The organism is Serratia rubidaea, assembly GCF_016026735.1.
Taxonomy (GTDB): domain Bacteria; phylum Pseudomonadota; class Gammaproteobacteria; order Enterobacterales; family Enterobacteriaceae; genus Serratia_B; species Serratia_B rubidaea.
Window position 1 is genome coordinate 4,202,447 of the sequence record NZ_CP065640.1, and the last position, 24,187, is coordinate 4,226,633.

The following is a 24,187-nucleotide window of genomic DNA, read 5'->3' on the forward strand; positions in this document are numbered from 1 at the left end:
ACCGACTCCCTGCCATGCAAAAAAAATCCATTTACGTCGCCTACACCGGCGGCACCATCGGTATGCAGCGTTCCGAACAGGGCTATATTCCGGCTTCCGGCCATTTACAGCGCCAGCTGGCGCTGATGCCTGAATTCCATCGCCCGGAGATGCCTGACTTCACCATTCACGAATATGCGCCGCTGATCGACTCCTCCGATATGACGCCGGAAGACTGGCAGCATATCGCCGACGATATCAAAGACAACTATCACCGCTACGACGGCTTTGTGATCCTGCATGGCACCGACACCATGGCGTTCACCGCTTCCGCGCTCTCCTTTATGCTGGAGAACCTGGATAAGCCGGTAATCGTGACAGGGTCACAAATCCCGCTGGCGGAACTGCGCTCCGACGGGCAAACCAACCTGCTGAACGCGCTGTACCTGGCCGCCAACCACCCGGTGAATGAGGTCAGCCTGTTCTTCAACAACAAGCTGTTCCGCGGCAACCGCACCACCAAGGCGCATGCCGACGGCTTTGACGCCTTCGCCTCGCCCAACCTGCCGCCGCTGCTGGAAGCCGGCATCCATATCCGCCGCCAGGGCGGTATCCCTTCACCGGCCTGCCGCGGCGAACTGAAGGTGCACAATATTACGCCGCAGCCGATCGGCGTAGTGACGATTTACCCCGGCATCTCCGGCGCGGTGGTGCGCAACTTCCTGCTGCAGCCGGTCAAGGCGCTGATTCTGCGCTCTTACGGCGTCGGCAACGCCCCGCAAAAGGCTGAACTGGTGGATGAGCTGCGCGCCGCGTCCGAACGCGGTATCGTGGTGGTCAACCTCACCCAGTGCATGTCCGGCCGGGTAAATATGGGCGGCTACGCCACCGGCAATGCGCTGGCGCACGCCGGCGTCATCAGCGGTTTTGATATGACCGTTGAGGCGGCCCTGACGAAACTGCACTATCTGCTGAGCCTGCCGCTGACGCCGGAAGAAATCCGCCTGCAGATGCAGCAGGACTTACGCGGCGAGTTGACGACCGCAGGCTGATACGCCGGGAGAAACGATGAACAGCGCCCTGTTATTGATCGATCTGCAAAACGACTTCTGCCCCGGCGGCGCGCTGGCGGTCGCGGACGGCGACGCCGTCATCGCGGTGGCTAACCAGGCGATTGCCGCCTGCCGTGACCGCGGCGACTGGACGATCGCCAGCCAGGACTGGCACCCGGCGCAGCATCGCAGTTTTGCCGTAAATTCATCAGGGCGGATCGGGGAACTGGGCGAACTGGAGGGACTGCCGCAGGTCTGGTGGCCGGTGCACTGCGTGCAGGAAAGCGCCGGCGCCGAGTTTCATCCGCGCCTGCAGCAGCGGCAAATCGATGCGGTATTTCGTAAAGGACAGGATCCGGCCATCGACAGCTACAGCGCGTTTTTTGATAACGGCCACCGGGCAAAAACCGCGCTGGATGACTGGCTGCGGGAGCGCAACGTCAGCGCATTGACCATCATGGGGCTGGCGACCGATTACTGCGTGAAGTTCAGCGTGCTGGATGCCCTGCAGCTGGGTTATGCCGTTCAGGTGATTACCGATGGCTGCCGCGGCGTCAATCTGCAGCCCGGCGACAGCGAACATGCGCTCCAGGCGATGCAGCAGGCCGGCGCGCAATTAGTGACCTTGTCACAATTTCTGCAACGCTAAACGAACGGCGGGCGACCTGACGTCGCCCGCTTTCATTCCGCGCCCTGCCCGCCGCTTACTGCGGCTTCAGCTTAATCAGCGGCTCTGCGGCAAACTGCTGCTTCAACTCTTGCTTGCTCTTCATCACGATCTGGCCGTCGGTGCCGATGCTCATATGCTGCGGATCGTGGTTATGCATCGCCTGCCACAGCATTACCGCCTGCAGGCTGTTTTCTTTCTGTTCCGGCGTCAGCGCCACGCCGTCCGGCCATTTACCCAACTCCACCGCCTGCGCCAGGCGCTGGTAGATCTCCGGCGTCATCGCCGCAACCAAATCCTTCACGTCCATCAGGGCCGTCCTTCACTCATATTCCTACTGCCGTTGAATAATAGCTGAATCGATTTTTCTGACAAAATTCGCTCAGCCAGCCGTCTTCTCGCCGTTGGCCGCGTCGGTAAAGCTCAGCGAAGCGGAGTTAACGCAATAACGCTCGCCGGTCGGCTGCGGGCCGTCAGGGAACACGTGGCCCAGGTGCGCGTCGCAGTTGCCGCAGCGAATCTCAACCCGCTGCATATTATGCGAATTATCATCAAGATAGCGGATGGCGTCGTCAGAGACCGGCTCATAGAAGCTGGGCCAGCCGCAGCCGGAGTCATACTTGCTTTCGGAATAAAACAGCGGTGCGTTACAGCACAGGCAGTGGTAGAGACCATCGCGTTTGTTCTGCAGCAATTTGCCGGAATACGGCGCTTCCGTACCGCGTTCCTGGGTCACATAACGTTGTATTTCATTCAGTTCCGTGACCGGGGTGTGGGGGGCGTTCTCTTTGCTCATAGATGCGATTCCCAAAATATGGATAATGTCAACGAAAACAATGATTAATGATAACAAAAAATTAACAGCACTGCAGACCTTTTTAGCCTAAACTGTAGCGCATAAAGTCCACGCCGGGGCGTTATGTGATAAGGATCACATATCTGACCCGAGCGCTCTTTAAACTTGGCGGTTTGCCCCCATTTGCCCAATGAGGCCGAACGCAAACGGAATGTACAATAAGCGTGCAAACTCAGCTCTCCGCTTTGACTTGCCGCAAGAATTGACACGATTCCGCTTGACGCTGGGTAAGGTTTTTGTAATTTTACAACCAACCTTTTATTCACTAACAAATAGCTGGTGGAATATATGACTATCAAAGTAGGTATCAACGGTTTTGGCCGTATCGGTCGCATTGTTTTCCGTGCTGCTCAGGAACGTTCTGACATCGAAATCGTTGCAATCAACGATCTGTTGGACGCAGAGTACATGGCTTACATGCTGAAGTATGACTCTACCCACGGCCGTTTCAACGGCACGGTAGAAGTTAAAGACGGCCACCTGGTTGTTAACGGCAAAACCATCCGTGTTACCGCAGAGAAAGACCCGGCTAACCTGAAGTGGAACGAAGTGGGTGTTGACGTTGTTGCTGAAGCAACCGGTATCTTCCTGACCGACGAAACCGCACGTAAACACATCACCGCAGGCGCCAAGAAAGTTGTGCTGACCGGCCCTTCCAAAGATGCGACCCCAATGTTCGTACGTGGCGCCAACTTTGAAAAATACGCTGGCCAGGACATCGTTTCCAACGCATCTTGCACCACTAACTGCCTGGCTCCGCTGGCTAAAGTCATCAACGACAAGTTCGGCATCGTTGAAGGCCTGATGACCACCGTTCACGCTACCACTGCAACGCAGAAAACCGTTGATGGCCCGTCTCACAAAGACTGGCGCGGCGGCCGCGGCGCATCCCAGAACATCATCCCTTCTTCTACCGGCGCAGCAAAAGCGGTAGGCGTTGTTCTGCCAGAGCTGAAAGGCAAACTGACCGGTATGGCATTCCGCGTTCCAACGCCAAACGTGTCTGTGGTTGACCTGACCGTACGTCTGGAAAAATCCGCGACTTACGAAGACATCAAGAAAGCCATCAAAGAAGCCGCTGAAGGCGAGCTGAAAGGCGTTCTGGGCTACACCGAAGACGACGTGGTTTCTACCGACTTCAACGGTGAAGTACTGACTTCCGTGTTCGATGCCAAAGCGGGTATCGCACTGAACGACAACTTTGTGAAACTGGTTTCCTGGTACGACAACGAAACCGGCTACTCCAACAAAGTACTGGATCTGATCGCTCACATCTCCAAATAATGGCGTGATGTACAGCTGATTGATGAGGGCGACATTCATGTCGCCCTTTTTTATTGGTTTTCTCCCCTGCTCAGCGAGAGCAAATGGCGATCGATAAGGTGACACGATGAACGAAAAAGTTTTCACCCTGCCCATCAGCAAGCAGATCTCCCCGTATATCAGCCAGCGGCAGCTGGACGAACTGAGCGTGGTGGTGGTGTCTCACCCCAAAGTCCGCGCGGCGGTGACGCTGCAGGGCGCGCATTTAATCAGCTGGCAGCCGAGCGGCGAACGGCCCGTCATCTGGCTGAGCGATAACACCCCGTTTAAAACCGGCAGCGCCATCCGCGGCGGCGTCCCCATCTGCTGGCCATGGTTCGGCCCGGCCGGCAAACCGTCGCACGGCTTTGCACGTAACCAACCCTGGCGGCTGACCGCCCACGACGAAGACCAGGACGGCGTTATCCTCACCTTTACGCTGCAGGATAACGAACAGACCCGCAAGCTGTGGCCGCACGCTTTCATGCTGATCGCCCGCTTCAAACTCGGGGAAAGTTGTGAGATCGAGCTGGAATCACACGGCGACTATCAGGCCACCGCGGCGCTGCACAGCTATTTCCAAATCGGCGATATCGCCAGGGTCAGCGTTGCCGGGCTCGGGGAGACGTATCTGGATAAAGTGGCCAACGGCGCCGAGGCCCGCCAGAGCGGCGAGGTGACCTTCAGCGGCCAGACCGACCGCATTTACACCCAGCCGGCGGCCTGCAGCCTGATCAAGGATCCGGCGCTGCAGCGCACGATTGAAGTGCAGCACCACCATATGAGCGATGTGATCGCCTGGAACCCGGGGGCGGAGCTATCCTGCAGCATGGCGGATATGGCCAACGACGGCTACAAGACCATGGTGTGCGTTGAAACCGGGCGCCTCAGCAAGCCGCTGCTGGCGCAGGGCGAACAGCCGGCCCGTCTGGCGGTCACCTTCCGCTGCCGCAAAGGCGCCTGAGCCGCCCGGACGGCAGATAAGCAAAAGGGGCGCACGCGCCCCTTTTCTCTTGGCGTACAGCCGCCGTCAGAAGGTGTAAGTAACACCGCTCCACAGCATGCCGTCGTACGAGGTGTCCACCATCGGGCTGTCTTTGACTTCATCAGACAGGCGCACGTAGCGGCCCATAAAGAAGGCGTTCCAGCTCTTGTTGATCTGGTAGTTCGCCGTCAGCTCCAGGTATGGCGCCCAGCTGTCGCTCGGCTTGTAGCTGTTCAGGCCGCTGCGACGCGATTCATTGTCGCTCACGCCGTAGTAGTATTTATTCTGGTTTTTGCTGCTCCAGGTCACGCCGACGCCCGGCGCCAGGCTCCAGTCGCCCAGCTGGAACTTGTACAGATAGGCCAGATCGCCGACCAGTCCGTTGCTGTTATCCAGCGTATCGCCGCTGAAGGCCGCACGCAGCGTGCCCCATTCGGCGTTGTGCGAATAAGCCATCCCGGCCATCAGCGTGCCGCGGCGCTTATCCAGGCGCTTCATGCGATCGTCGTCGCTGTCGCCCGGTCTGAAGTGCAGCGGTGAATAGTACGCCATCACGCTGAGCTTATTGACCTGATCGTTCCACAGGTAGTAGCCGGCGGTCAGCGTATGGAAGTAAAAATCCTCGCTGTCATAGTTGATCACCGGCACCGGATACAGGCGGGTGTTGTTGCCCTTGTAAGGGTCCGGCGTCAGCAGCGCCGATGCCCCCAGCGACCAGGTTCCAGCCTGAGCGCCCTGCGCGCACAGCAGCGCGCCGGCGATTGCCAACGTTTTGAATTTGAAAATTTTCACCCGTTCGATTCCCCTTCGTTGTTCTTGTATAAACACGTTACGCCGCCGGCTTGGCAACGCGCGTCCCGATGCAAACTCCGCTGACGCCGCCCGAGACGCGGCATTGTCATACCATTATCCGATCGGCGTCGTCAAAATAGCGCCATATTCTAGGTGAAATTTTAGTGACGCGCTTTATCTTTACATGTTAAATCGCACCGGATCGGCCACATTAATGCCGAAATATGTATAAAGCATGTCAGAAACATGACGTTTCCCCCCTCAGGCCGCAGCCAATAAGGCTCTCCTTTTTCCCTGAAATAACTGAGTCATTGATATGACTTAAAAAAAGCTTTTTCGCTGACAGGAAATTTTCCGCTATGCCAACTAAGCTTAAATCAGAAGCTGAAATTACCCTGAGCCCAGTGGCAATACAGCGCAACTCGCGATAATAAGCGCAACAGGTTGGCAGACGGGTTGCTGTACTCAGGTTTTAACTTCTTCTTTCGGGGGCCGGAATAGGTACTCAATGTTATTGAGTTGCGGCGCTACGGCCGCAGTCTCAATCCCAACGGGTCTATCACCCGCTCCCTTTAACCTGTGCTAATAACGAAAGGACGGGCATCGCCATGAACATATTTGACCACTATCGCCAGCGCTATGAAGCTGCCAAGGACGAAGAGTTCACACTGCAGGAATTTCTTACCATTTGCCGGGAAGATCGCAGTGCCTACGCCAATGCCGCAGAACGACTGCTAATGGCTATCGGTGAACCGGTCATGGTCGACACCGCGCTTGAATCCCGCATGTCGCGCCTGTTCTCCAACCGCGTGATCGCGCGCTATCCGGCCTTTGAAGAGTTCTACGGCATGGAGGAGGCTATCGAACAGATCGTCTCTTACCTGAAACACGCCGCACAGGGCCTGGAAGAGAAAAAACAGATCCTGTATTTGCTGGGGCCGGTCGGCGGCGGTAAGTCCTCGCTGGCCGAACGGCTGAAAGCGCTGATGCAGCTGGTGCCTATCTACACGTTAAGCGCCAACGGCGAGCGCAGCCCGGTGAACGACCATCCGCTGTGCCTGTTCAATCCGCAGGAAGACGCCGGCATTCTGGAAAAAGAGTACAACATTCCGCGCCGCTACCTCGGCACCATTATGTCGCCATGGGCGGCGAAACGCCTCCATGAGTTTGGCGGCGACATCACCAAATTCAAGGTGGTGAAAGTACGTCCGTCGATTCTCGAACAGATCGCTATCGCCAAAACCGAACCCGGCGATGAAAACAACCAGGACATATCGGCCCTGGTCGGTAAGGTGGATATCCGCAAACTGGAAAACCACGCGCAGAACGATCCTGACGCCTACGGCTATTCCGGCGCCCTGTGCCGCGCCAACCAGGGGCTGATGGAATTTGTCGAAATGTTTAAGGCGCCGATTAAGGTGCTGCACCCGCTGCTGACCGCCACGCAGGAAGGCAACTATAACGGTACCGAAGGCATCTCCGCCCTGCCGTTCAACGGCATTATTCTGGCCCACTCCAACGAATCGGAATGGGTGACGTTCCGCAACAACAAAAACAACGAAGCCTTCCTGGACCGCGTATATATCGTTAAGGTGCCGTACTGCCTGCGGGTGTCGGAAGAGATCAAAATCTACGACAAACTGCTGGACCACAGCGAGCTGACCCACGCGCCATGCTCGCCGGGCACGCTGGAAACGCTGGCGCGCTTTACCGTGCTGTCGCGGCTGAAAGAGCCGGAAAACTCCAGCCTCTACTCGAAAATGCGCGTTTACGACGGTGAAAGCCTGAAAGATACCGATCCGAAGGCCAAGTCGTATCAGGAATACCGCGACTATGCCGGCGTGGACGAAGGGATGAACGGCCTGTCGACCCGCTTTGCCTTCAAGATTTTGTCGCGCGTGTTCAACTTCGATCATACCGAAGTGGCGGCCAACCCGGTGCACCTGTTCTACGTGCTGGAACAGCAGATTGAACGCGAACAGTTCCCGCAGGATCTGGCGGAAAAATATCTGGAGCACCTGAAAGGCTACCTGATCCCGAAATACGCCGAGTTTATCGGCAAAGAGATCCAGACCGCCTATCTGGAGTCCTACTCCGAGTACGGCCAGAATATTTTCGACCGCTACGTAACCTATGCGGACTTCTGGATCCAGGATCAGGAGTACCGCGATCCGGATACCGGCCAGCTGTTTGACCGGGAATCGCTTAACGCCGAACTGGAGAAAATTGAAAAACCTGCCGGCATCAGCAACCCGAAAGATTTCCGCAATGAAATCGTCAACTTCGTGCTGCGCGCCCGGGCGAACAATAACGGCCGCAATCCTAACTGGACCAGTTATGAGAAGCTGCGCACGGTTATCGAGAAGAAAATGTTCTCGAATACCGAAGAGCTGCTGCCGGTCATCTCCTTTAACGCTAAAACCTCAACGGACGAGCAGAAAAAACACGACGACTTTGTCGATCGCATGATGGAAAAAGGGTATACCCGCAAGCAGGTGCGTTTACTGTGCGAATGGTATCTGCGGGTCAGAAAATCCTCCTGATAACGCGCTGCGAGTGACGTCGTAGAGGGATGCCTTAATAGCCCGCGGGCTGCAGCTCGCGGGCTACAGGGCATAGAAAGTTGGCAATGGTTGGGGGAACTATGGCTTATTTCATTGATCGACGGCTGAACGGCAAAAACAAAAGCATGGTGAATCGCCAGCGCTTCCTGCGCCGCTACAAGTCGCAAATCAAACAGTCGATCGCCGAGGCCATCAACAAGCGTTCGGTCACCGACATAGAGAGTGGCGAATCCGTATCGATTCCCAACGCCGATATCAACGAACCGATGTTCCATCAGGGGCGCGGCGGCACGCGCCATCGCGTCCATCCCGGTAACGATCACTTTGTACAAAACGACCGCGTCGAGCGGCCGCAGGGCGGCGGCGGTGGCGGCAGCGGCCAGGGCAACGCCAGTCAGGACGGTGAAGGCCAGGATGATTTCGTGTTCCAAATCTCCAAAGATGAGTATCTCGATCTGCTGTTTGAGGATTTGGCGCTGCCGAACCTGAAGAAAAATGAGTACAAACAGCTTACCGAGTTTAAAACCCATCGCGCCGGCTTTACCGCCAACGGCGTGCCCGCCAACATCAGCATCGTGCGCTCCCTGCAAAACTCGCTGGCGCGCCGCACGGCGATGACCGCCGGCAAACGTCGCGAACTGCGCCAGTTGGAAGAACAGCTGACCACGCTGGAGAACACCGAGCCGGTGCAGCTGCTGGAAGAGGAGCAGCTGCGTAAGGAGATTGCCGAACTGCGGCAGAAAATTGAACGCGTGCCCTTTATCGATACCTTCGATTTACGCTACAAGAATTATGAACGCCGTCCGGAGCCGTCCAGCCAGGCGGTAATGTTCTGCCTGATGGACGTTTCCGGTTCGATGGATCAGGCAACGAAAGATATGGCCAAACGTTTCTATATCCTGCTCTATCTGTTCCTGAGCCGCACCTATAAAAACGTCGAGGTGGTGTATATCCGCCACCATACGCAGGCCAAGGAGGTCGACGAACAGGAATTCTTCTACTCGCAGGAAACCGGCGGCACCATTGTTTCCAGCGCGCTGAAGCTGATGAGCGAGGTGGTGGAGGAACGTTACAACCCGGCGCAGTGGAATATCTATGCGGCACAGGCGTCGGACGGCGACAACTGGGCCGATGACTCCCCGCTGTGCCACGAACTGCTGGCGAAAAAACTGCTGCCGATCGTGCGCTACTACAGCTATATCGAAATTACCCGCCGGGCGCATCAAACCCTGTGGCGTGAATATGAAAACCTACAGGCCAGGTTCGACAACTTCGCCATGCAGCACATTCGTGAGCCGGACGATATCTATCCGGTATTCCGCGAGCTGTTCCATACTCAAACCGCCTGAATGCCGTTTCTCAGGGCCGGGTATCCCCCCGGCCCTTCTTCTATCAGGAATCTTTGGTCTGCACCCAAAATGCATGAATCAGGCCTGGGAAATATCCCAGCAACGTCAGAATAATATTCAGAATAAATGCGCCGCCCAACCCTTTGCCCAGCAGCACGCCCAGCGGCGGTATAAGGATGGTAAATACGATACGCCAAAAGCCCATAATGCCTCCTCAGTGTGCTTGTACTCTGTCAACCTATTATATCTGCTTAATATTTTCAAAAGTTTATCAGCGCTGCACCTATTTTTCGGCGTAGTCTTACGCCGGCTTAACGCTTATTTTTAATGGGGGTATATGACGTCAGGGAATAACGCGCCACGTGATTAGTCGGCGCTGGTCGTTGATTATACGCGGCGATGCTCCTAGAATGCGCGCTGAGAAATATTACTGGAATGAGTTTCATGTCGTCGCTGTGGGTTGCAACACAATATTTTTATTTGTTTGGCTTTTTATTCTCTGTGGTTTTTACCTATCTGGTCAGCCGGGATACGATTAAAATTCGCTGTCTCAGCGCCCTCACCATCGGCCTCACCTGGCCCCTCAGTTTACCGGTCGTTTTACTGTTCTCCCTGTTCTGAGGCCGGCCAACGCCGCTGAAATCGCCACGCCGTCCATCCATGCCGGCGCGGCGATCGTCTGTCAGAAATCGTACCCCACCGTCGCGACAACGCTGCGCTCCTGCCCCCAATAGCAGTAGCTGGTGCCGTAACAGGCCGCGACGTATTTTCTGTCCGCCAGATTATTAACGTTCAGCTGGACGTAGGCGCCCTTCAGCGTCGGCGCCACCTGCGCCAGATTCATGCGTACCGAAGCGTCCAGTAAGGTCACGGACGGAATGCGCCGGGTATTCTCATTATCCGCCCACTGTTTGCCAATATAACGCACGCCCGCGCCGACGTTCAGCCCATAACCGGCATCATACTGCCCCCACAGCGTCGCCATCTGGTCCGGCGCCAGATACGGCGTATTGCCGTTATTGCCGTCGATGGCGTCTTTAAATTTCACCTTGTTATAGGTGTAACCGGCAATCACATTAAGGCGATCGGTCACCTGAGAGCGCGCTTCCAGTTCAATCCCCTGCGAATGCACCTTCCCGGCAGGATCGTAGTAACTCTGCTGCACCACCCGGTTCGCCACGTCTTTCTGCGTGAGATCGTACAGCGACACGCTGTACAGCGATGTGCTGCCCGGCGGCTGGTATTTCAGGCCGACTTCATACTGCTTGCTGGTGCTGGGCTTGAGCATATGGCCGTCTTTATCCGCCAACGCTTCCGGGGTGATCGCCGTGCTGTAGCTGGCATACGGCGAGAAGCCGTTGTCGAAGTGATAAAGCAGCGAGGCGCGACCGCTGAAGTGGTGATCGTTGCGCGAATCGCTACTGTCCGCAGTCAGGTTAGTATTTTTGCTTTCCAGACGATCGTAACGGCCGGCCAGGTTGAGATACCAGTTATTCAGGGCGATCTCATCCTGCAGGTAGACGCCGGTTTGCTGGTAGCGGCGGCGCGAGTCGGTGCGAGTGACGCCGGTCAGCAATGGCTCCTCCGCCTCGCCGGTATAAGGGTTCAGCGGCGAAGCGCCGCCGGCCTCATCCCACAGATTATTGCGGAAACGCTGATAGCCCAGCCCCAGCAGCACCTTATGGTCCAACAGACCGGTGGCGAACTCGGCTTCCAGCTGATTATCCACGGCGTAGGCGTCCAGCGAGGTATTAGAACCGCTGTAGTAGCGGTTCAGCAGCGTATGATCGTCATTCCAGCCCGCCTGATAAACCTGCTCCAGTTCAACGTTCGAATGGGTATAGCTGGCGTTTTGCCGGAAGGTCCAGATATCGTTAAACCGGTGCGAGAAGGCGTAGCTGTAGATCTGTTCCCAACGCTTGAACACATTATGGCGGCTGTCGCCGTCAAAGAATCCCCGCCCCAGCTTGTCGCCCTGGCTGGCATACAGGCTGCCGTCTGCCGGCACCGCGCTGTGATAGCCACCGGACGGATCTTTTTGCAGGTAGGCTTTCAGCAGCAGCGAGGTGTCTTCACTCGGCTGCCACAGCAGCGACGGCGCGATCGCGTAGCGCTCTTCGCGCTGGTGGTCATACATGGTATCGCTGCTGCGCGTCATGCCCGTCAGCCGGTATGCCCATTGATCCGACAGCGCGCCGGTCACGTCAAACGCCCCGCCTTGGGTATGGTGATTGCCGCCCGTCAGGTTAAGGTGCCCTTCCGTAGCGAACTGCGGCCGTTTGCTGGTCAGCGCCACCAGACCGCCGGGGATACTTTGGCCGTACATGACCGAAGACGGCCCTTTAATCACGTCAACCCGCTCCAGGAACCAGGGATCAACCTGCAGCGCGTTGTAGCTGCCGCTGTCGCTCAGTAACCGCAGCCCGTCCAGGAAGGTGTTATTCACATCGCCGCCATGAAAGCCCCGCAGCGCAATAGTGTCATAGCGCGTCGCCCCGCCGGAAAAATTGGTGAATACCCCCGGCGTATACTTCAGCGCATCGTTAACCGTTAATGCATTCTGGTCGGTCATCTGTTGACGCGTCACCACCGACACCGTCTGCCCGGTCAAAATCAGCGGACGGTCGGTTTTCGTCGCCCCCTGGCTGGTGCCGGCGGTGTAGCCGTGGGTGGCGGAGTCCGCCGTGTCCGCCGGCCCGGCGGTCACCAGCAGCGTATCTTCCGCCCAGGAAGAGAGCGGTAAAAACAGCGCGATGGCGCAGAACAGACGGGAGCGTTTGACAGGAAAAATCCCAGACATAGCCGTAATTCCTATTGGAAGCCATAAAATTTGCACCGCAAAGAGACAAAACGGTTTCGATGACCGTCCGGTCTGTGCGTGATGCGGTGCGCTGGTGTTAAGCAAGTGAAAATAATTGTAAAGATAATAACAATGATAATTATTATCTTTTATGGATGGGGAATTCAAGCATGCTCGGCATTTATCAGCAGGAAAACTGGCGACGGTGTCCGGTGGATAACAGCAGAGAAAGAGGAGAAATCGGCGATTATCTGGCCGAAGGCGGCGGCGCGTCAGAAATATGCGGTTCGGTGATATCCACCATGCGACAAATTTTGCTGTAGTTGCTGTAGCCCTCGCAGACTTTGTCTGCCACAAAGGTGCCCAGGTACCCCAGCACCAGCGCATACCCCAACATGCAACAAATAAAGATCAGCGTTCTCACTCCGGCGACTACCTCCAGCAAAATCTAGGCGTATCATACCGTGATTCCCCCTTTTACGCCTGCCCTGAATTGATGCTGCGCGACCATGTCGGCTTTGTAGTATCCTGTGATCACGTTTTGGCGAGCAGAGAAACCCGATGCACCATGTGATGTTGGATATAGAAACGCTGGATGTGAAACCAAGCGCGGTCATACTGGTGGTTGCCGCCGTATTTTTCGATCCGAAAACCGGTCAGTTGGGCGAGGAGTTTGAAGCGGCCGTCAGCCCACAAAAAGAACAGGACGGCAGAACGATCGGTCTGGACACCGTCGCCTGGTGGGCCAAACAATCCGATGAGGCGCGCAAGGCCGCCTTTAGCGGCAGCGACAGCCTAAAACGCGTGCTGACCAACTTGAGCCGCTTTATGCATATGCACAGCACCGATACGGTCAAGGTCTGGGGCAACGGCAAAGAGTTTGACTGCGCCATTCTGGAGCACGCCTTTCAGCAGTTGGCGATGCCCTGCCCATGGAAGTTCTGGCATACGCAGGACGTTCGCACCCTCGTAACGCTGGCGGACCTGCACGGTTTTAACCCGAAAAAGAGCCGACCGTTCGAAGGCACGCCGCACCGGGCGCTGGACGATGCCAAGCATCAGGCCCGATACGTCGCTGACGTGGTGGCCAACTGCTATTTTCGTCACGACGCCGCACCGCTGCCCTAGCCCGGACGGGCGCGCTTGCACGGCCTTCAGCGCCGTGGTCGCGCTGACGGTATAACAACATGGTGCGCCGCGCTTTTCATTTCTCCGCGGAGGCACTACCCTAAGCCACTTTGCCACCCGGATGTGCTACTTTTTATTATGCAAAAATTTCTCTTTCTCCTGCTGAGCCTGGTCTTGCTGGGACCGTTAGGCATCGACCTCTATCTGCCGGCCATACCGGCTATCGCTCTGGGCCTGAACAGCAGCGAAGCGGTGATCCAATCCACTATTTCGCTGTTTATTCTGGTGCTGGGGCTGGGCCAGGTCGTCGCCGGCCCGCTGGTGGATAACTATGGCCGCAAGCCGGTCGCACTGGCCGGCATCATCCTGTATATGATTGGCGCAGCGATGGCCGCGCTGGCCGACAGCCCGACGCTGTTTATCGCCTCACGCCTGCTGCAGGGCGTCGCGGTCTGCTGTACCGCCGTGGTGGCGTTTAGCGGCGTGCGTGACCGCATGAACGGCGACGACGCCGCGCGCGCCTTCGGCTTCCTCAACGGTACGCTGAATATTATCCCGGCGCTGGCGCCGCTGCTGGGCGGTTTGCTGGCGGAAGCGTTCGGCTGGCGCGCTCCCTTCTGGTTCCTGGTCCTTTACGCGCTGCTGGTATTCGTGCTGATCGCCCTGCGCCTGCCGGAAACCCGGCCGGCGGATACGCGGCCGGTAAAAGGGCTGCCCGTACGCCAGTATGCACGGATCCTGGGTCAGTCACGCTTTGTCTCTTTTGCCGTGGTCAACTCGGGCGCCATGGGCATGGCGCTCACTTACGTCTCGCTGGCGCCGAATGTGCTGATGGGCACCGCCGGCCTGACGCCGCTGCAGTTTTCCGTGGCATTCGGCGCCAACGGCTTCTGGATTATGCTGGTGAGTTTTTTCGTCAACCGGGTGATCCGCAAGGTCGGCCGGCCATTTTGCCTGGCGACCGGCGGCGTGCTGATGGGACTGGGATGTGCGGCCCTGCTGTTTGACATCGCCTTCCTGTCACCGGCGGCGCAAACCCACTGGCTGGCCTATATGCTGCCGGTTGCCATCGGCTGCGCCGGACTGGCGTTTGTGATGGGCCCGGCCACCAGCTATGCGCTGGAGCCTTACTCCAATGAGGCCGGCGTGGCTTCGGCGCTGGTGGGTTTTGTGCAGATGGCCGGCGGCGCGGCGCTGGGACTGTTGGCGATGGCGCTGCCGCTGCAGCCGAAAATGGCGCTGGCATTAGTGATGGCGACAGGCTGTTTACTGGCGCTGCACGCCCGGCAGCGCAGTAAACAGTTAAAAGGCCAGTTAAACCGGGTCAGTTAATGTTAAGCGCCGGCCTCCACCGGCACCCGCGGCGTTAATGCCGTCAGCAGCTCGTACCCCAGCGTACCGGCTGCGGCGGCCACGTCATCCACCGGCAAATGCCGGCCCCACAGCTCTACCTCCGCGCCGATGGCCGCCTGCGGGCACGGCGTCAGATCCACCGCCAGCATATCCATCGATACCGTGCCGACGGTGCGCGTCAGTACGCCGTCAACCCAAACCGGCGTACCGCTCTGCGCATGGCGCGGATAACCGTCGGCATAGCCGCAGGCGACAATGCCGATCCGCTGAACCGCGCTGGCGGTATAACGCCAGCCGTAGCCGACGCAGTCGCCGGATTTTAACGTCTGCACGGCAATAATCTCGCTGCGCAATGACATCGTCGCCTGCAGCCCCGTGGCGGCAATATCAGCCGAATTGCCGCTCGGCGATGCGCCGTACAAGATAATGCCCGGCCGCACCCAGCTGCCGTGCGTATCCGGGTGCCATAGCGTCGCCGCCGAGTTGGCCAGACAGCGCGGCAGTGGCAGATCCGCCGCCGCACGATCGATGGTCGCCATTTGCTGTGTCACGCCGCGCGCCTCATCGGCGGTGGCGAAGTGGCTCATCAGCGTCATGGCGCCGATATTGGCAATCCCCTGCGCCTGCTGCCAGACGCTGCGTATCCGGTCGGGTGCGAAGCCCAGCCGGTTCATCCCGCTATTCAGCTTCAGATAGATATTCAGCGGCGCCGTCAGACGCGCATCGGCAATCGCCGCCAGCTGCCAGTCGCTGTGTACGGCGGTGGTCAGCTGATAGCGATCGACCAGCGCCAGATCCTCCGGCTGGAAAAAACCCTCCAGCAGCAGAATCGGCCCCTGCCAGCCGGACTCGCGCAGCAGCACCGCTTCCGCCAGATCCAGTAACGCAAAGCCGTCGGTATTCGCCAGGCTGCGCCAGACGTGCTTAAGGCCGTGACCATAGGCGTTTGCCTTCACCACCGACCACACTTTCGCGCCGGGCGCCTGACGGCGAATAACCTGTAAGTTGTTGTCGAACGCCGCCAGATGCAGCGTTGCGGTAATTGGGCGGGGCATGGGCTCTCCTTCAGCCGTTTTGACGCCGGCCGCAGTCTGCCCTGCGGCCGGCCGTGGGGATTAACGCGCCGGATGCGCGTCGTTCAGCGGTGCGCGCTGCGAATGGGTCATGCCACCGCTGTAACGCGCCACGGAGAGATCGTCGAACGGGATCGCCGGCGTAATGCCGGAGATCAGGTCGGCAAGCAGCTGGCCGGAACCGCAGGCCATCGTCCAGCCCAGCGTACCGTGGCCGGTATTAAGGTACAGGTTCTTTAACGAGGTGCGGCCGACAATCGGCGTGCCGTCCGGCGTCATCGGCCGCAGGCCGGTCCAGAATGTCGCCTGCTCAACCTGACCGCCGTTGGGATACAGATCGCGCACCACCATCTCCAGCGTCTCGCGCCGCTTCTGCTCCAGTTCGGTATTAAAACCAACGATTTCCGCCATGCCGCCGACGCGAATACGCTGGTCAAAGCGGGTAATGGCCACCTTGTAGGTTTCATCCAGCACCGTGGAGTACGGCGCCGCCGCTTCATCGGTAATTGGAATAGTCAGCGAGTAGCCTTTCAGCGGATAAACCGGGATCGACACCAGCCCGCGCAGCAGCGCGGTCGAATAGGAACCGAAAGCCACCACGTAGCTGTCCGCAGTCAGCGTCTGCCCGCCGCACTGCACGCCGGTAATTTTATCGCCGTCCACCAGCAAACGATCGACATGCTGGTCATACAGGAAGGTCACGCCCGCCTGCTCCGCCATCTTGGCCAGACGCTGGGTAAACAGCTGGCAATCGCCGGTTTCATCATTCGGCAGTTGCAGGCCGCCGGTCAGCTTGTGCGCCACCTGCGCCAGCGCCGGCTCCGCCGTGGCCAACTGGCTGGACTCCAGCAGTTTGTAAGGGACGCCGGCGTCTTCCAGCACCGCGATATCTTTCGCCGCGTTCTCAAACTGCTGCTGCGAGCGGAACAGCTGCAGCGTGCCGCGCTGACGCCCTTCGTATTCGATACCGGTTTCCTGACGCAGCGCCTTGATGCAGTCGCGGCTGTACTCCGCCAGACGCACCATTCGCCCTTTGTTGGTCGCATAGTGGGAGGTGTTGCAGTTCTTCAGCATCTGCCACATCCAGTTGATCTGGAAGCTGGTGCCATCCAGGCGGATCGCCAGCGGCGCATGGCGTTGGAACATCCATTTAATGGCCTTCAGCGGCACGCCGGGCGCGGCCCACGGCGCAGCGTAACCCGGCGAGATCTGGCCGGCGTTGGCAGCGCTGGTTTCCAGCGCCGGCCCCGGCTGACGATCGACCACCGTCACTTCATGTCCGGCTTTCGCCAGATACCAGGCGCTGGCGACGCCAACCACTCCACTACCTAAAATCAACACTCGCATCACTGACTCCAGCCCGAGGCTTAACAAAGCATAATCTTCTGTTGACGGCAAATTAACTCAGTGGAAAAAACCATCCAACAAATTAATTTTTAATCGTGACAGATTTCACAATTAATTTATCGTTCAAGCCGCTTCCTTTTGCAATAGCCGAATTTAAATAGCGATAAGCTGCGGTAAAAGCCGGTTTAGGGAGAGAATACCGCACCGGAGAGAAATCAATGACTGCAATGCATTCATTAAAAACCGGCCTAATGTGCAACAGCTCGTTAACAGAATATAAAATCAACCCCAGCAAACAAAACAGAGTATTAATCTGCTTTTACCGGCAAAACTCAACACATCATGCGACACGAAATCGGCAGTGAAACAGCAGAAAAAACTCGTCTTTCATCCCCCTCTCTCCGGCGAACTCAGACAGGACGTTGAATTTTTAGACTTTATAACCCCCTCGCCCTGTTCTTTTTTGAGCTACGATTGATGAAGGGCCGCCGTAATGAGCATGGCCCGTACACAATGAGGGTGCGCTGATGACAACTTCAACACATGATCAAATTATGGATGAAAAACGTCTGAGCGATGGACCAGACTGGACGTTTGAGCTGCTGCAGGTCTATCTGGATCAGATTGACCGCGTCGCCAAGCATTACAAACTGGATACCTATCCGCACCAAATCGAGGTCATCACCTCTGAGCAGATGATGGATGCCTACTCCAGCGTCGGGATGCCGATTAACTACACGCACTGGTCATTCGGTAAGAAATTTATCGAGACCGAACAGCTCTACAAGCATGGGCAGCAGGGGCTGGCCTATGAAATCGTCATCAATTCCAACCCGTGTATCGCCTACCTGATGGAAGAAAACACCATCACCATGCAGGCGCTGGTGATGGCGCATGCCTGCTATGGGCACAACTCATTCTTCAAGAACAACTACCTGTTTCGCAGCTGGACCGACGCCAGTTCCATCGTCGATTACCTGCTGTTCGCCCGCCATTACATCAGCGAATGTGAAGAACGCTACGGCGTCGAAGAGGTGGAGAAGCTGCTCGACTCCTGCCACGCGCTGATGAACTACGGCGTAGACCGCTATAAGCGTCCGCAAAAGATTTCGCTGCAGGAAGAGAAAGCCCGCCAAAAAAGCCGGGAAGAGTATCTGCAAAGCCAGGTAAACTCGCTGTGGAAAACGCTGCCGCGCGTCGAGCGCGAAGACGCGCCGGAGCAAGAGCGTCGCTACCCCAGCGAGCCGCAGGAGAATATTCTCTACTTTATGGAGAAAAACGCCCCGCTGCTGGAGCCGTGGCAGCGGGAAATCCTGCGCATTGTGCGCAAGGTCAGCCAGTATTTTTACCCGCAAAAGCAGACGCAGGTGATGAATGAAGGCTGGGCCACCTTCTGGCATTACACCATTCTCAATCATCTGTATGACGAAGGACGCGTCAGCGAACGCTTTATGCTGGAGTTTTTACACAGCCACACCAACGTGGTATACCAGCCGCCCTATAACAGCCCCTATTACAACGGCATCAACCCCTATGCGCTGGGCTTCGCCATGTTCCAGGATATCAAGCGCATCTGTCAGTCGCCGACGGAAGAAGACCGCTACTGGTTCCCGGACTTTGCCGGCAAAGACTGGCTGGAAACGCTGCACTTCGCCATGCGCGATTTCAAGGATGAAAGCTTTATCAGCCAGTTCCTGTCACCGAAGCTGATGCGCGATTTCCGCCTGTTCACCGTGCTGGACGACGACCGCAACAACTACCTGGAAATCTCGGCCATCCATAATGAGGCGGGATACCGGGCGATACGTCAGGAGCTGTCGGCGCAGTACAACCTGAGCAACCACGAACCCAATATCCAGGTGTGGAACGTTGATCTGCGCGGCGACCGTTCGCTGACGCTGCGCTACGTGCCGCAGGAGCGCGCGCCGTTGGATAAAAGCCGCCGCGAGGTGATGAAGCATGTGTACCGGCTGTGGGGGTTTGACGTAATCCTGGAGCAGCAGAACGAAGACGGCAGCGTCGAACTGCTGGAGCGCTGCCCGCCGCGCCCCAGTACGCTTTAACGCGCAGCAAAAAGGGCGCAAGATGCGCCCTTTAGTTATCTGCCTACGCCACGTTGTGGTTAACGGCGCACTTCGGTCAGATCGCTCGGCATGGTGCCCTGCATACTCTGCCAGATCGCGCCGCTCTCCTTGCCATAGTTACGCACCGTCTCCATCACCTGGTCGTACATTTTCTCATGGCACAGCATCGACAGTTTGCTGTAAAACGTACGCGCCAGCTTGCGCGCTTCCGGGTTGGAGAAGTAGTAGCGGCCAACGCGGGTATACAGCCCTTTCAGGCCGTTGAAGATCAGCCCGTAAATCGGGTTGCCGGACACAAAGGCCAGGCCGCGGAAAATTTCATAATCCAGCGTATTGAACGCCTCGGCCTGATCTTCAACCTCCGACGCTTTCGCCAGCACGGCCTGCGCTTCCTCAGGGTGGTTACGCACCGCTGAACGGATGAAGATAGAGGCGATATTGGTGCGCACCGACAATAAGTTGTCGATCAGCTGCGGGACGCTGTTATGATCGAGGCGTGCCAGCGTTTCCAGAATGTTGAGGCCGGATGTTTCCCAAAAGTTATTCACTTTGGTCGGCTTGCCGTGCTGAATCGTCAGCCAGCCATCGCGCGCCAAACGCTGTAAAACCTCGCGTAATGTGGTGCGCGTGACACCAATCAGTTCAGATAGCTCACGCTCCGCGGGCAAAATAGAGCCAGGAGGGAAGCGATTATTCCAAATACTTTCAATAATGTACTCTTCCGCAAAACCGGCTGGACTCTGTGCCTTAATGACCATGTGTTTGACGTTCCGTTGCAACGATATAATTAATAGTAGTCAGCTGATCATACCAGATCATGCTGGTATGACATAGTACGAGCGGGAAACTATAAACGAAAGTGTGCATAAGCTGGCAAAAAACAGCCGAAAACGGCGAAACCCATGAATTTTAGGTTGAAATTTCTGCCGCGGTTGCATCGCTACCGCCAGCGTTGGTAGGGTAGCAGCAATTTTTATTCAAGGTAGCAAGACATAATATGGAAATGACAACACGCAGCGCCGTTGTGAAAAACTTTCTCGGCCAATCCCCTGACTGGTATAAGTTAGCCATCCTGATATTTCTGGCGGTTAATCCGCTGGTCTTTTTCCTGGTAAGCCCCTTCGCCGCCGGCTGGCTGCTGGTGGCGGAATTTATCTTCACCCTGGCGATGGCGCTTAAGTGCTACCCGCTGCAACCCGGCGGCCTGCTGGCGCTGGAGGCGGTCGCCATCGGCATGACCAGCCCGGCGCACGTCGGTGAAGAAATCGCCAATAATCTCGAAGTGCTGCTGCTGCTGATCTTTATGGTGGCCGGCATCTACTTTATGAAGCAGCTGTTGCTGTTCGTGTTTACCAAGCTGTTGCTGAATATCCGCTCCAAGATGCTGCTGTCGCTGGCGTTCTGTCTGGCGGCGGCGGTGCTTTCGGCGTTTCTTGACGCCCTGACGGTCGTCGCCGTGGTGATCAGCGTCGCCAGCGGGTTTTACTCTATCTACCATAACGTCGCCTCCAACCAGCCGGAAGGCGCGCATAACGTCAACGACGACAGCGGCATCGACGGCGATGACCGTAAACAGACGCTGGAACAGTTCCGCGCCTTCCTGCGCAGCCTGCTGATGCACGCCGGCGTCGGCACCGCGCTCGGCGGCGTGATGACCATGGTCGGCGAACCGCAGAACCTGATTATCGCCAAAAGCGCCGGCTGGGGGTTTATCGATTTCTTCCTGCGCATGGCGCCGGTCACCCTGCCGGTCTTTGTCTGCGGGCTGCTGGTGTGCCTGCTGGTGGAGCGTTTTGGCGTCTTCGGCTATGGCGCACAGCTGCCGGAACGCGTACGCGAGGTGTTAACCGAGTTTGACCGCCAGGCCAGCGCCAAACGCAACCGTCAGGAAAAAATCAAGCTGGTGGTGCAGGCGCTGATCGGCATCTGGCTGGTCGCCGCGCTGGCCCTGCATCTGGCGGAAGTCGGCCTGATTGGCCTGTCGGTGATTATTCTCGCCACCTCGCTGTGCGGCGTGACCGACGAACATGCCATCGGCAAGGCGTTCCAGGAAGCCCTGCCGTTCACCGCCCTGCTGACGGTATTTTTCACCGTGGTCGCCGTGATCATCGAACAACATCTGTTCAGCCCGGTGATCGCATTTGTGCTGCAGGCCGAGCCGTCGGCGCAGCTGATGCTGTTCTACGTGTTTAACGGCCTGCTGTCGGCGGTTTCCGATAACGTCTTCGTCGGCACGGTGTATATCAACGAAGCCAAAGCCGCTCTCACCAGCGGCGCCATCTCGCTGAAGCAGTTTGAAATGCTGGCGGTGGCGATCAACACCGGCACCAACCTGCCGTCGGTCGCCACGCCAAACGGACAGGCGGCGTTTCTGTTCCTGCTGACTTCGGCGCTGGCGCCGCTGGTGCGCCTTTCTTATGGCCGTATGGTGTGGATGGCGCTGCCGTACACCATTGTGCTGGCGCTGGTCGGGCTGCTGTGCGTCGAGTATACCCTGGCGCCCGTTACCGACCTGCTGACGCAGTGGCACTGGCTCACACTGCCGCCGCTGGATGCCGTTGAACACTGATTCAGCGCGCCGTTACCGTTGCCAGCCATACTTTGTTACCGCGAAAAGGGTATCTGATGGCTGGCAACGCGGTTGAATTGGTTTACACTGCCGGTTCAATTGGTTACTGCATGGAAGACTCAAGATATGTTGCGATTCTTTAAGCGCTGCTCACAAGGACGCCGCGCATGGCTGTTGATGGCCGTCACCGCGCTGGCGCTGGAACTGACCGCGCTCTATTTCCAACACGTTATGCTGCTGCAACCTTGCGTGATGTGCATTTATGAGCGCTGTGCGCTGTTTGGCATCCTGGGCGCCTCGCTGCTGGGCGCTGTCGCGCCGAAAACGCCGCTGCGCTATGCCGCCATTCTGCTGTGGATCTACAGCGCCTGGGAAGGCGTGAAACTGGCATGGGATCACACCATGCTGATTCTGCATCCCTCGCCATTCAATACCTGCGACTTTTTCGTCAACTTCCCTTCCTGGCTGCCGCTGGACAAATGGATGCCGGCCGTATTTCATGCCTCCGGCGACTGCTCGGTCAGCCAGTGGAAGTTCCTGACGCTGGAAATGCCACAGTGGCTGGTCGGCATCTTCGCCGCCTATCTGCTGGTCGCCGCGATCGTGCTGATCAGCCAGGCAGTGCGTTCACGTCAGCAAGGTTGATGCTGAATAAAGCATCGGCATCAATCTGAAAGGCGCCTGACGGCGCCTTTTTTCGTATCAATACAGCACGTTTTAGCGTAATTTTTCTGATTATGCGTCACTCATTATCCATCAGTCGGAAAACTCTAAATTGCAGCAAAAAGCGTGAAACAATGATGGTTGAATGCCAGAATACCACGATGATCAACCTGAGCTCCGACGATGCTCACACCGTCAATAGGTTAACCAAGTGAATAAAAACAACTTTCCCTGTCATGATAGGCCCAGTCACAATGCCAGGGTTGCTTCCGTAAATACGCAGTCAACGGCCTCAGGCCGTCCAGCGCTCGCCTGCACCAAAACGCTCACAACGCCTGTAGACAGCACCGGTGAGTAGCGATAATCTGAAAATTTCACGGCGAAAAAAGAATATGTTAATCAACATTCAGGTTGGCAAGGAAATATGAAGATAAGCAAGTCAATTTATATCAAGATGTCAATCTATCTGATGGCATTGAGAAGCCCATTGATCATTGTCACCATGGCGCTATATATGCTCACGCGCAAGGAGATGTTGCAACGTTCAATTTTAAAGCTGGTTCCCTTTATCCTGTTTCTGTTAGCCGCAGATATTTACTCCATCATTATGGGTAATGAGTTCGGCAATATTATTGGCCAGACCAGGGATATCTTCCTGGCGATTGTGGTTGCCGTCTTCCTTCTCGCCAGCAGTGATATCAGCGAAGCAAACAGAACGCTGATATACCGTACCTTAAAGTACTGTTTTGTTTATGTCGCCATAGCCAAGATATTTATTATCGTTCTTTCCGTGGTGGCCGGGATCGGCGTTAATGATATTATCTCCTGGTTGCGTGATACGTGGAATATTCAGATGATGTCGTTGGGCGTTGAAGATACCGTTCTTGCCCGTCTGCAGATCCCACTGGATTCCGCAGTGCCGTTCTTTTTATACTTTGTTACCCGTGAACTGATTCATAACGAAGATAACAAGTTAAAAACGTCGATAACCTTTGTTCTCTTGATGATTTCCATGATCCTGACACTGTCGCGCGCCTTCTGGGCGGAGACGTTATTCATGGTATTTGCTGCCATTCTCATTGAGGCCAAGGCATCTAAAATATTTAAAATCAGCATCATTACAGCAGTTATCCTGTCCTTTATTATTATATTCACGCCAGTTGGGGATATGCTGTTCAAAGTTATCGAAACGCGGTTCGGTAATAACACGAATAACTCGGTCTCTGACTCCTACCGTGAATGGCAGAATAGATCGCTCTATAACTCCTTTATGGAAATGCCTATTTTTGGTCATGGTATCGGCTACTACATTCCGAACGCCCTGCGTTCAGAAACCACGAAGTATCTCTATGAAAGCCAAACGTTATCCATGTTGATGTCCTTGGGCATCATTGGCTGCGCCTGCCTGCTGTTGCTGATCGTCTTCACCTGTCTGAAGGCCGTATCCAAAGAGAGCAACGGCGCCTTCACGTATATGATGCCGCTCATTTTCTTGGCAATGTGGCTGTTTTCCGGCTCGGTTAACCCGCTGCTCTTCGGCGCGTCGGGGGGATCTATTTTGTTTATGACGGCCAAATTCCACACGCTCTATAAACGCGGCGATTCATAGTACGCTGAAACATGG

General features: G+C 56.6%; 22 protein-coding genes. 13 read left to right on the top strand and 9 right to left on the bottom strand.

Annotated features, from left to right (window positions below; translation table 11 throughout):
- The first annotated feature begins 14 nt into the window (after positions 1-14).
- Both ansA and pncA read left to right on the top strand, forming a co-directional pair.
- On the top strand, positions 15-1,031 hold the full coding sequence (gene ansA, locus I6G83_RS19765) for an asparaginase (RefSeq protein ID WP_062778910.1): 1,017 nt from the start codon (positions 15-17) through the stop codon (positions 1,029-1,031).
- A gap of 16 nt (positions 1,032-1,047) precedes the next feature.
- Entirely contained in the window at positions 1,048-1,680 is a 633-nt protein-coding gene (gene pncA, locus I6G83_RS19770; protein ID WP_054304761.1) for a bifunctional nicotinamidase/pyrazinamidase, read from the top strand.
- Positions 1,681-1,735: 55 nt separating this feature from the next.
- Here pncA and I6G83_RS19775 read toward each other — a convergent pair whose 3' ends face one another.
- On the bottom strand, positions 1,736-2,008 hold the full coding sequence (locus I6G83_RS19775; RefSeq protein ID WP_015672571.1) for a YeaC family protein: 273 nt from the start codon (positions 2,006-2,008) through the stop codon (positions 1,736-1,738).
- 72 nt (positions 2,009-2,080) lie between these two features.
- Positions 2,081-2,494, bottom strand: coding sequence for a peptide-methionine (R)-S-oxide reductase MsrB (gene msrB, locus I6G83_RS19780; protein ID WP_015672572.1), 414 nt, complete (start codon positions 2,492-2,494; stop codon positions 2,081-2,083).
- Between the two features lie 348 nt (positions 2,495-2,842).
- Between msrB and gapA the strand changes: the two genes are divergently transcribed.
- Together gapA and I6G83_RS19790 are read left to right on the top strand one after the other, a co-directional pair.
- Positions 2,843-3,838: a glyceraldehyde-3-phosphate dehydrogenase gene (gene gapA / locus I6G83_RS19785; protein ID WP_015672573.1), complete on the top strand. Its 996-nt coding sequence runs from the start codon at positions 2,843-2,845 to the stop codon at positions 3,836-3,838.
- Positions 3,839-3,944: 106 nt separating this feature from the next.
- Positions 3,945-4,820, top strand: a complete 876-nt coding sequence (locus I6G83_RS19790) for a D-hexose-6-phosphate mutarotase (RefSeq protein ID WP_015672574.1) — start codon at positions 3,945-3,947, stop codon at positions 4,818-4,820.
- A 66-nt stretch (positions 4,821-4,886) separates the two neighbouring features.
- On the opposite strand, the gene I6G83_RS19795 is transcribed toward I6G83_RS19790, so the two are convergent.
- A complete protein-coding gene (locus tag I6G83_RS19795; protein ID WP_371851000.1) occupies positions 4,887-5,633 on the bottom strand; it encodes a MipA/OmpV family protein in 747 nt (248 codons plus the stop codon).
- A gap of 608 nt (positions 5,634-6,241) precedes the next feature.
- On the opposite strand from I6G83_RS19795, the gene yeaG reads away from it, so the two are divergent.
- Complete coding sequence (gene yeaG, locus I6G83_RS19800) at positions 6,242-8,176, top strand: protein kinase YeaG (protein ID WP_054304762.1); 1,935 nt, start codon at positions 6,242-6,244, stop codon at positions 8,174-8,176.
- A 101-nt stretch (positions 8,177-8,277) separates the two neighbouring features.
- Positions 8,278-9,546, top strand: coding sequence for a YeaH/YhbH family protein (locus I6G83_RS19805; RefSeq protein WP_015672577.1), 1,269 nt, complete (start codon positions 8,278-8,280; stop codon positions 9,544-9,546).
- A 43-nt stretch (positions 9,547-9,589) separates the two neighbouring features.
- Here the strand turns inward: I6G83_RS19805 and I6G83_RS19810 are convergent, their stop codons facing one another.
- The gene (locus I6G83_RS19810) at positions 9,590-9,751 is read right to left on the bottom strand and encodes a YqaE/Pmp3 family membrane protein (protein WP_072186051.1); all 162 of its coding nucleotides are present in this window, start codon (positions 9,749-9,751) and stop codon (positions 9,590-9,592) included.
- A 239-nt stretch (positions 9,752-9,990) separates the two neighbouring features.
- Here I6G83_RS19810 and I6G83_RS19815 point away from each other — a divergent pair, with 239 nt between their 5' ends.
- On the top strand, positions 9,991-10,167 hold the full coding sequence (locus tag I6G83_RS19815; protein WP_015672579.1) for a GhoT/OrtT family toxin: 177 nt from the start codon (positions 9,991-9,993) through the stop codon (positions 10,165-10,167).
- Between the two features lie 61 nt (positions 10,168-10,228).
- Here the strand turns inward: I6G83_RS19815 and I6G83_RS19820 are convergent, their stop codons facing one another.
- Both I6G83_RS19820 and I6G83_RS19825 read right to left on the bottom strand, forming a co-directional pair.
- Positions 10,229-12,346: a TonB-dependent siderophore receptor gene (locus I6G83_RS19820; RefSeq protein ID WP_054304763.1), complete on the bottom strand. Its 2,118-nt coding sequence runs from the start codon at positions 12,344-12,346 to the stop codon at positions 10,229-10,231.
- A 247-nt stretch (positions 12,347-12,593) separates the two neighbouring features.
- Positions 12,594-12,770, bottom strand: coding sequence for a hypothetical protein (locus I6G83_RS19825; RefSeq protein ID WP_164844236.1), 177 nt, complete (start codon positions 12,768-12,770; stop codon positions 12,594-12,596).
- Positions 12,771-12,907: 137 nt separating this feature from the next.
- On the opposite strand from I6G83_RS19825, the gene I6G83_RS19830 reads away from it, so the two are divergent.
- Together I6G83_RS19830 and I6G83_RS19835 are read left to right on the top strand one after the other, a co-directional pair.
- Positions 12,908-13,474: a 3'-5' exonuclease gene (locus I6G83_RS19830; protein WP_054304764.1), complete on the top strand. Its 567-nt coding sequence runs from the start codon at positions 12,908-12,910 to the stop codon at positions 13,472-13,474.
- 138 nt (positions 13,475-13,612) lie between these two features.
- Positions 13,613-14,806: a multidrug effflux MFS transporter gene (locus tag I6G83_RS19835; RefSeq protein ID WP_054304765.1), complete on the top strand. Its 1,194-nt coding sequence runs from the start codon at positions 13,613-13,615 to the stop codon at positions 14,804-14,806.
- A 2-nt stretch (positions 14,807-14,808) separates the two neighbouring features.
- Here the strand turns inward: I6G83_RS19835 and dadX are convergent, their stop codons facing one another.
- Positions 14,809-15,882: a catabolic alanine racemase DadX gene (gene dadX, locus I6G83_RS19840; protein WP_054304766.1), complete on the bottom strand. Its 1,074-nt coding sequence runs from the start codon at positions 15,880-15,882 to the stop codon at positions 14,809-14,811.
- A 60-nt stretch (positions 15,883-15,942) separates the two neighbouring features.
- Positions 15,943-17,247 carry a D-amino acid dehydrogenase gene (locus I6G83_RS19845; protein ID WP_054304767.1) on the bottom strand — a complete coding sequence of 435 codons (1,305 nt, stop codon included), beginning with the start codon at positions 17,245-17,247 and terminating at the stop codon, positions 15,943-15,945.
- A gap of 527 nt (positions 17,248-17,774) precedes the next feature.
- On the opposite strand from I6G83_RS19845, the gene I6G83_RS19850 reads away from it, so the two are divergent.
- Complete coding sequence (locus I6G83_RS19850) at positions 17,775-19,310, top strand: SpoVR family protein (protein WP_015672586.1); 1,536 nt, start codon at positions 17,775-17,777, stop codon at positions 19,308-19,310.
- A gap of 59 nt (positions 19,311-19,369) precedes the next feature.
- Here the strand turns inward: I6G83_RS19850 and fadR are convergent, their stop codons facing one another.
- Positions 19,370-20,089 (bottom strand): fatty acid metabolism transcriptional regulator FadR, encoded by a 720-nt coding sequence (gene fadR / locus I6G83_RS19855; RefSeq protein ID WP_054304768.1) that lies wholly within the window; start codon positions 20,087-20,089, stop codon positions 19,370-19,372.
- A gap of 239 nt (positions 20,090-20,328) precedes the next feature.
- On the opposite strand from fadR, the gene nhaB reads away from it, so the two are divergent.
- The 3 genes from nhaB to I6G83_RS19870 all read left to right on the top strand — a co-directional run bounded on the left by nhaB (position 20,329) and on the right by I6G83_RS19870 (position 24,172).
- Positions 20,329-21,900: a sodium/proton antiporter NhaB gene (gene nhaB / locus I6G83_RS19860; RefSeq protein WP_054304769.1), complete on the top strand. Its 1,572-nt coding sequence runs from the start codon at positions 20,329-20,331 to the stop codon at positions 21,898-21,900.
- A 126-nt stretch (positions 21,901-22,026) separates the two neighbouring features.
- Positions 22,027-22,545 (top strand): disulfide bond formation protein DsbB, encoded by a 519-nt coding sequence (gene dsbB / locus I6G83_RS19865; RefSeq protein WP_054304770.1) that lies wholly within the window; start codon positions 22,027-22,029, stop codon positions 22,543-22,545.
- Positions 22,546-22,987: 442 nt separating this feature from the next.
- The gene (locus tag I6G83_RS19870) at positions 22,988-24,172 is read left to right on the top strand and encodes an O-antigen ligase family protein (protein ID WP_054304771.1); all 1,185 of its coding nucleotides are present in this window, start codon (positions 22,988-22,990) and stop codon (positions 24,170-24,172) included.
- The last annotated feature ends 15 nt before the right edge of the window (positions 24,173-24,187 follow it).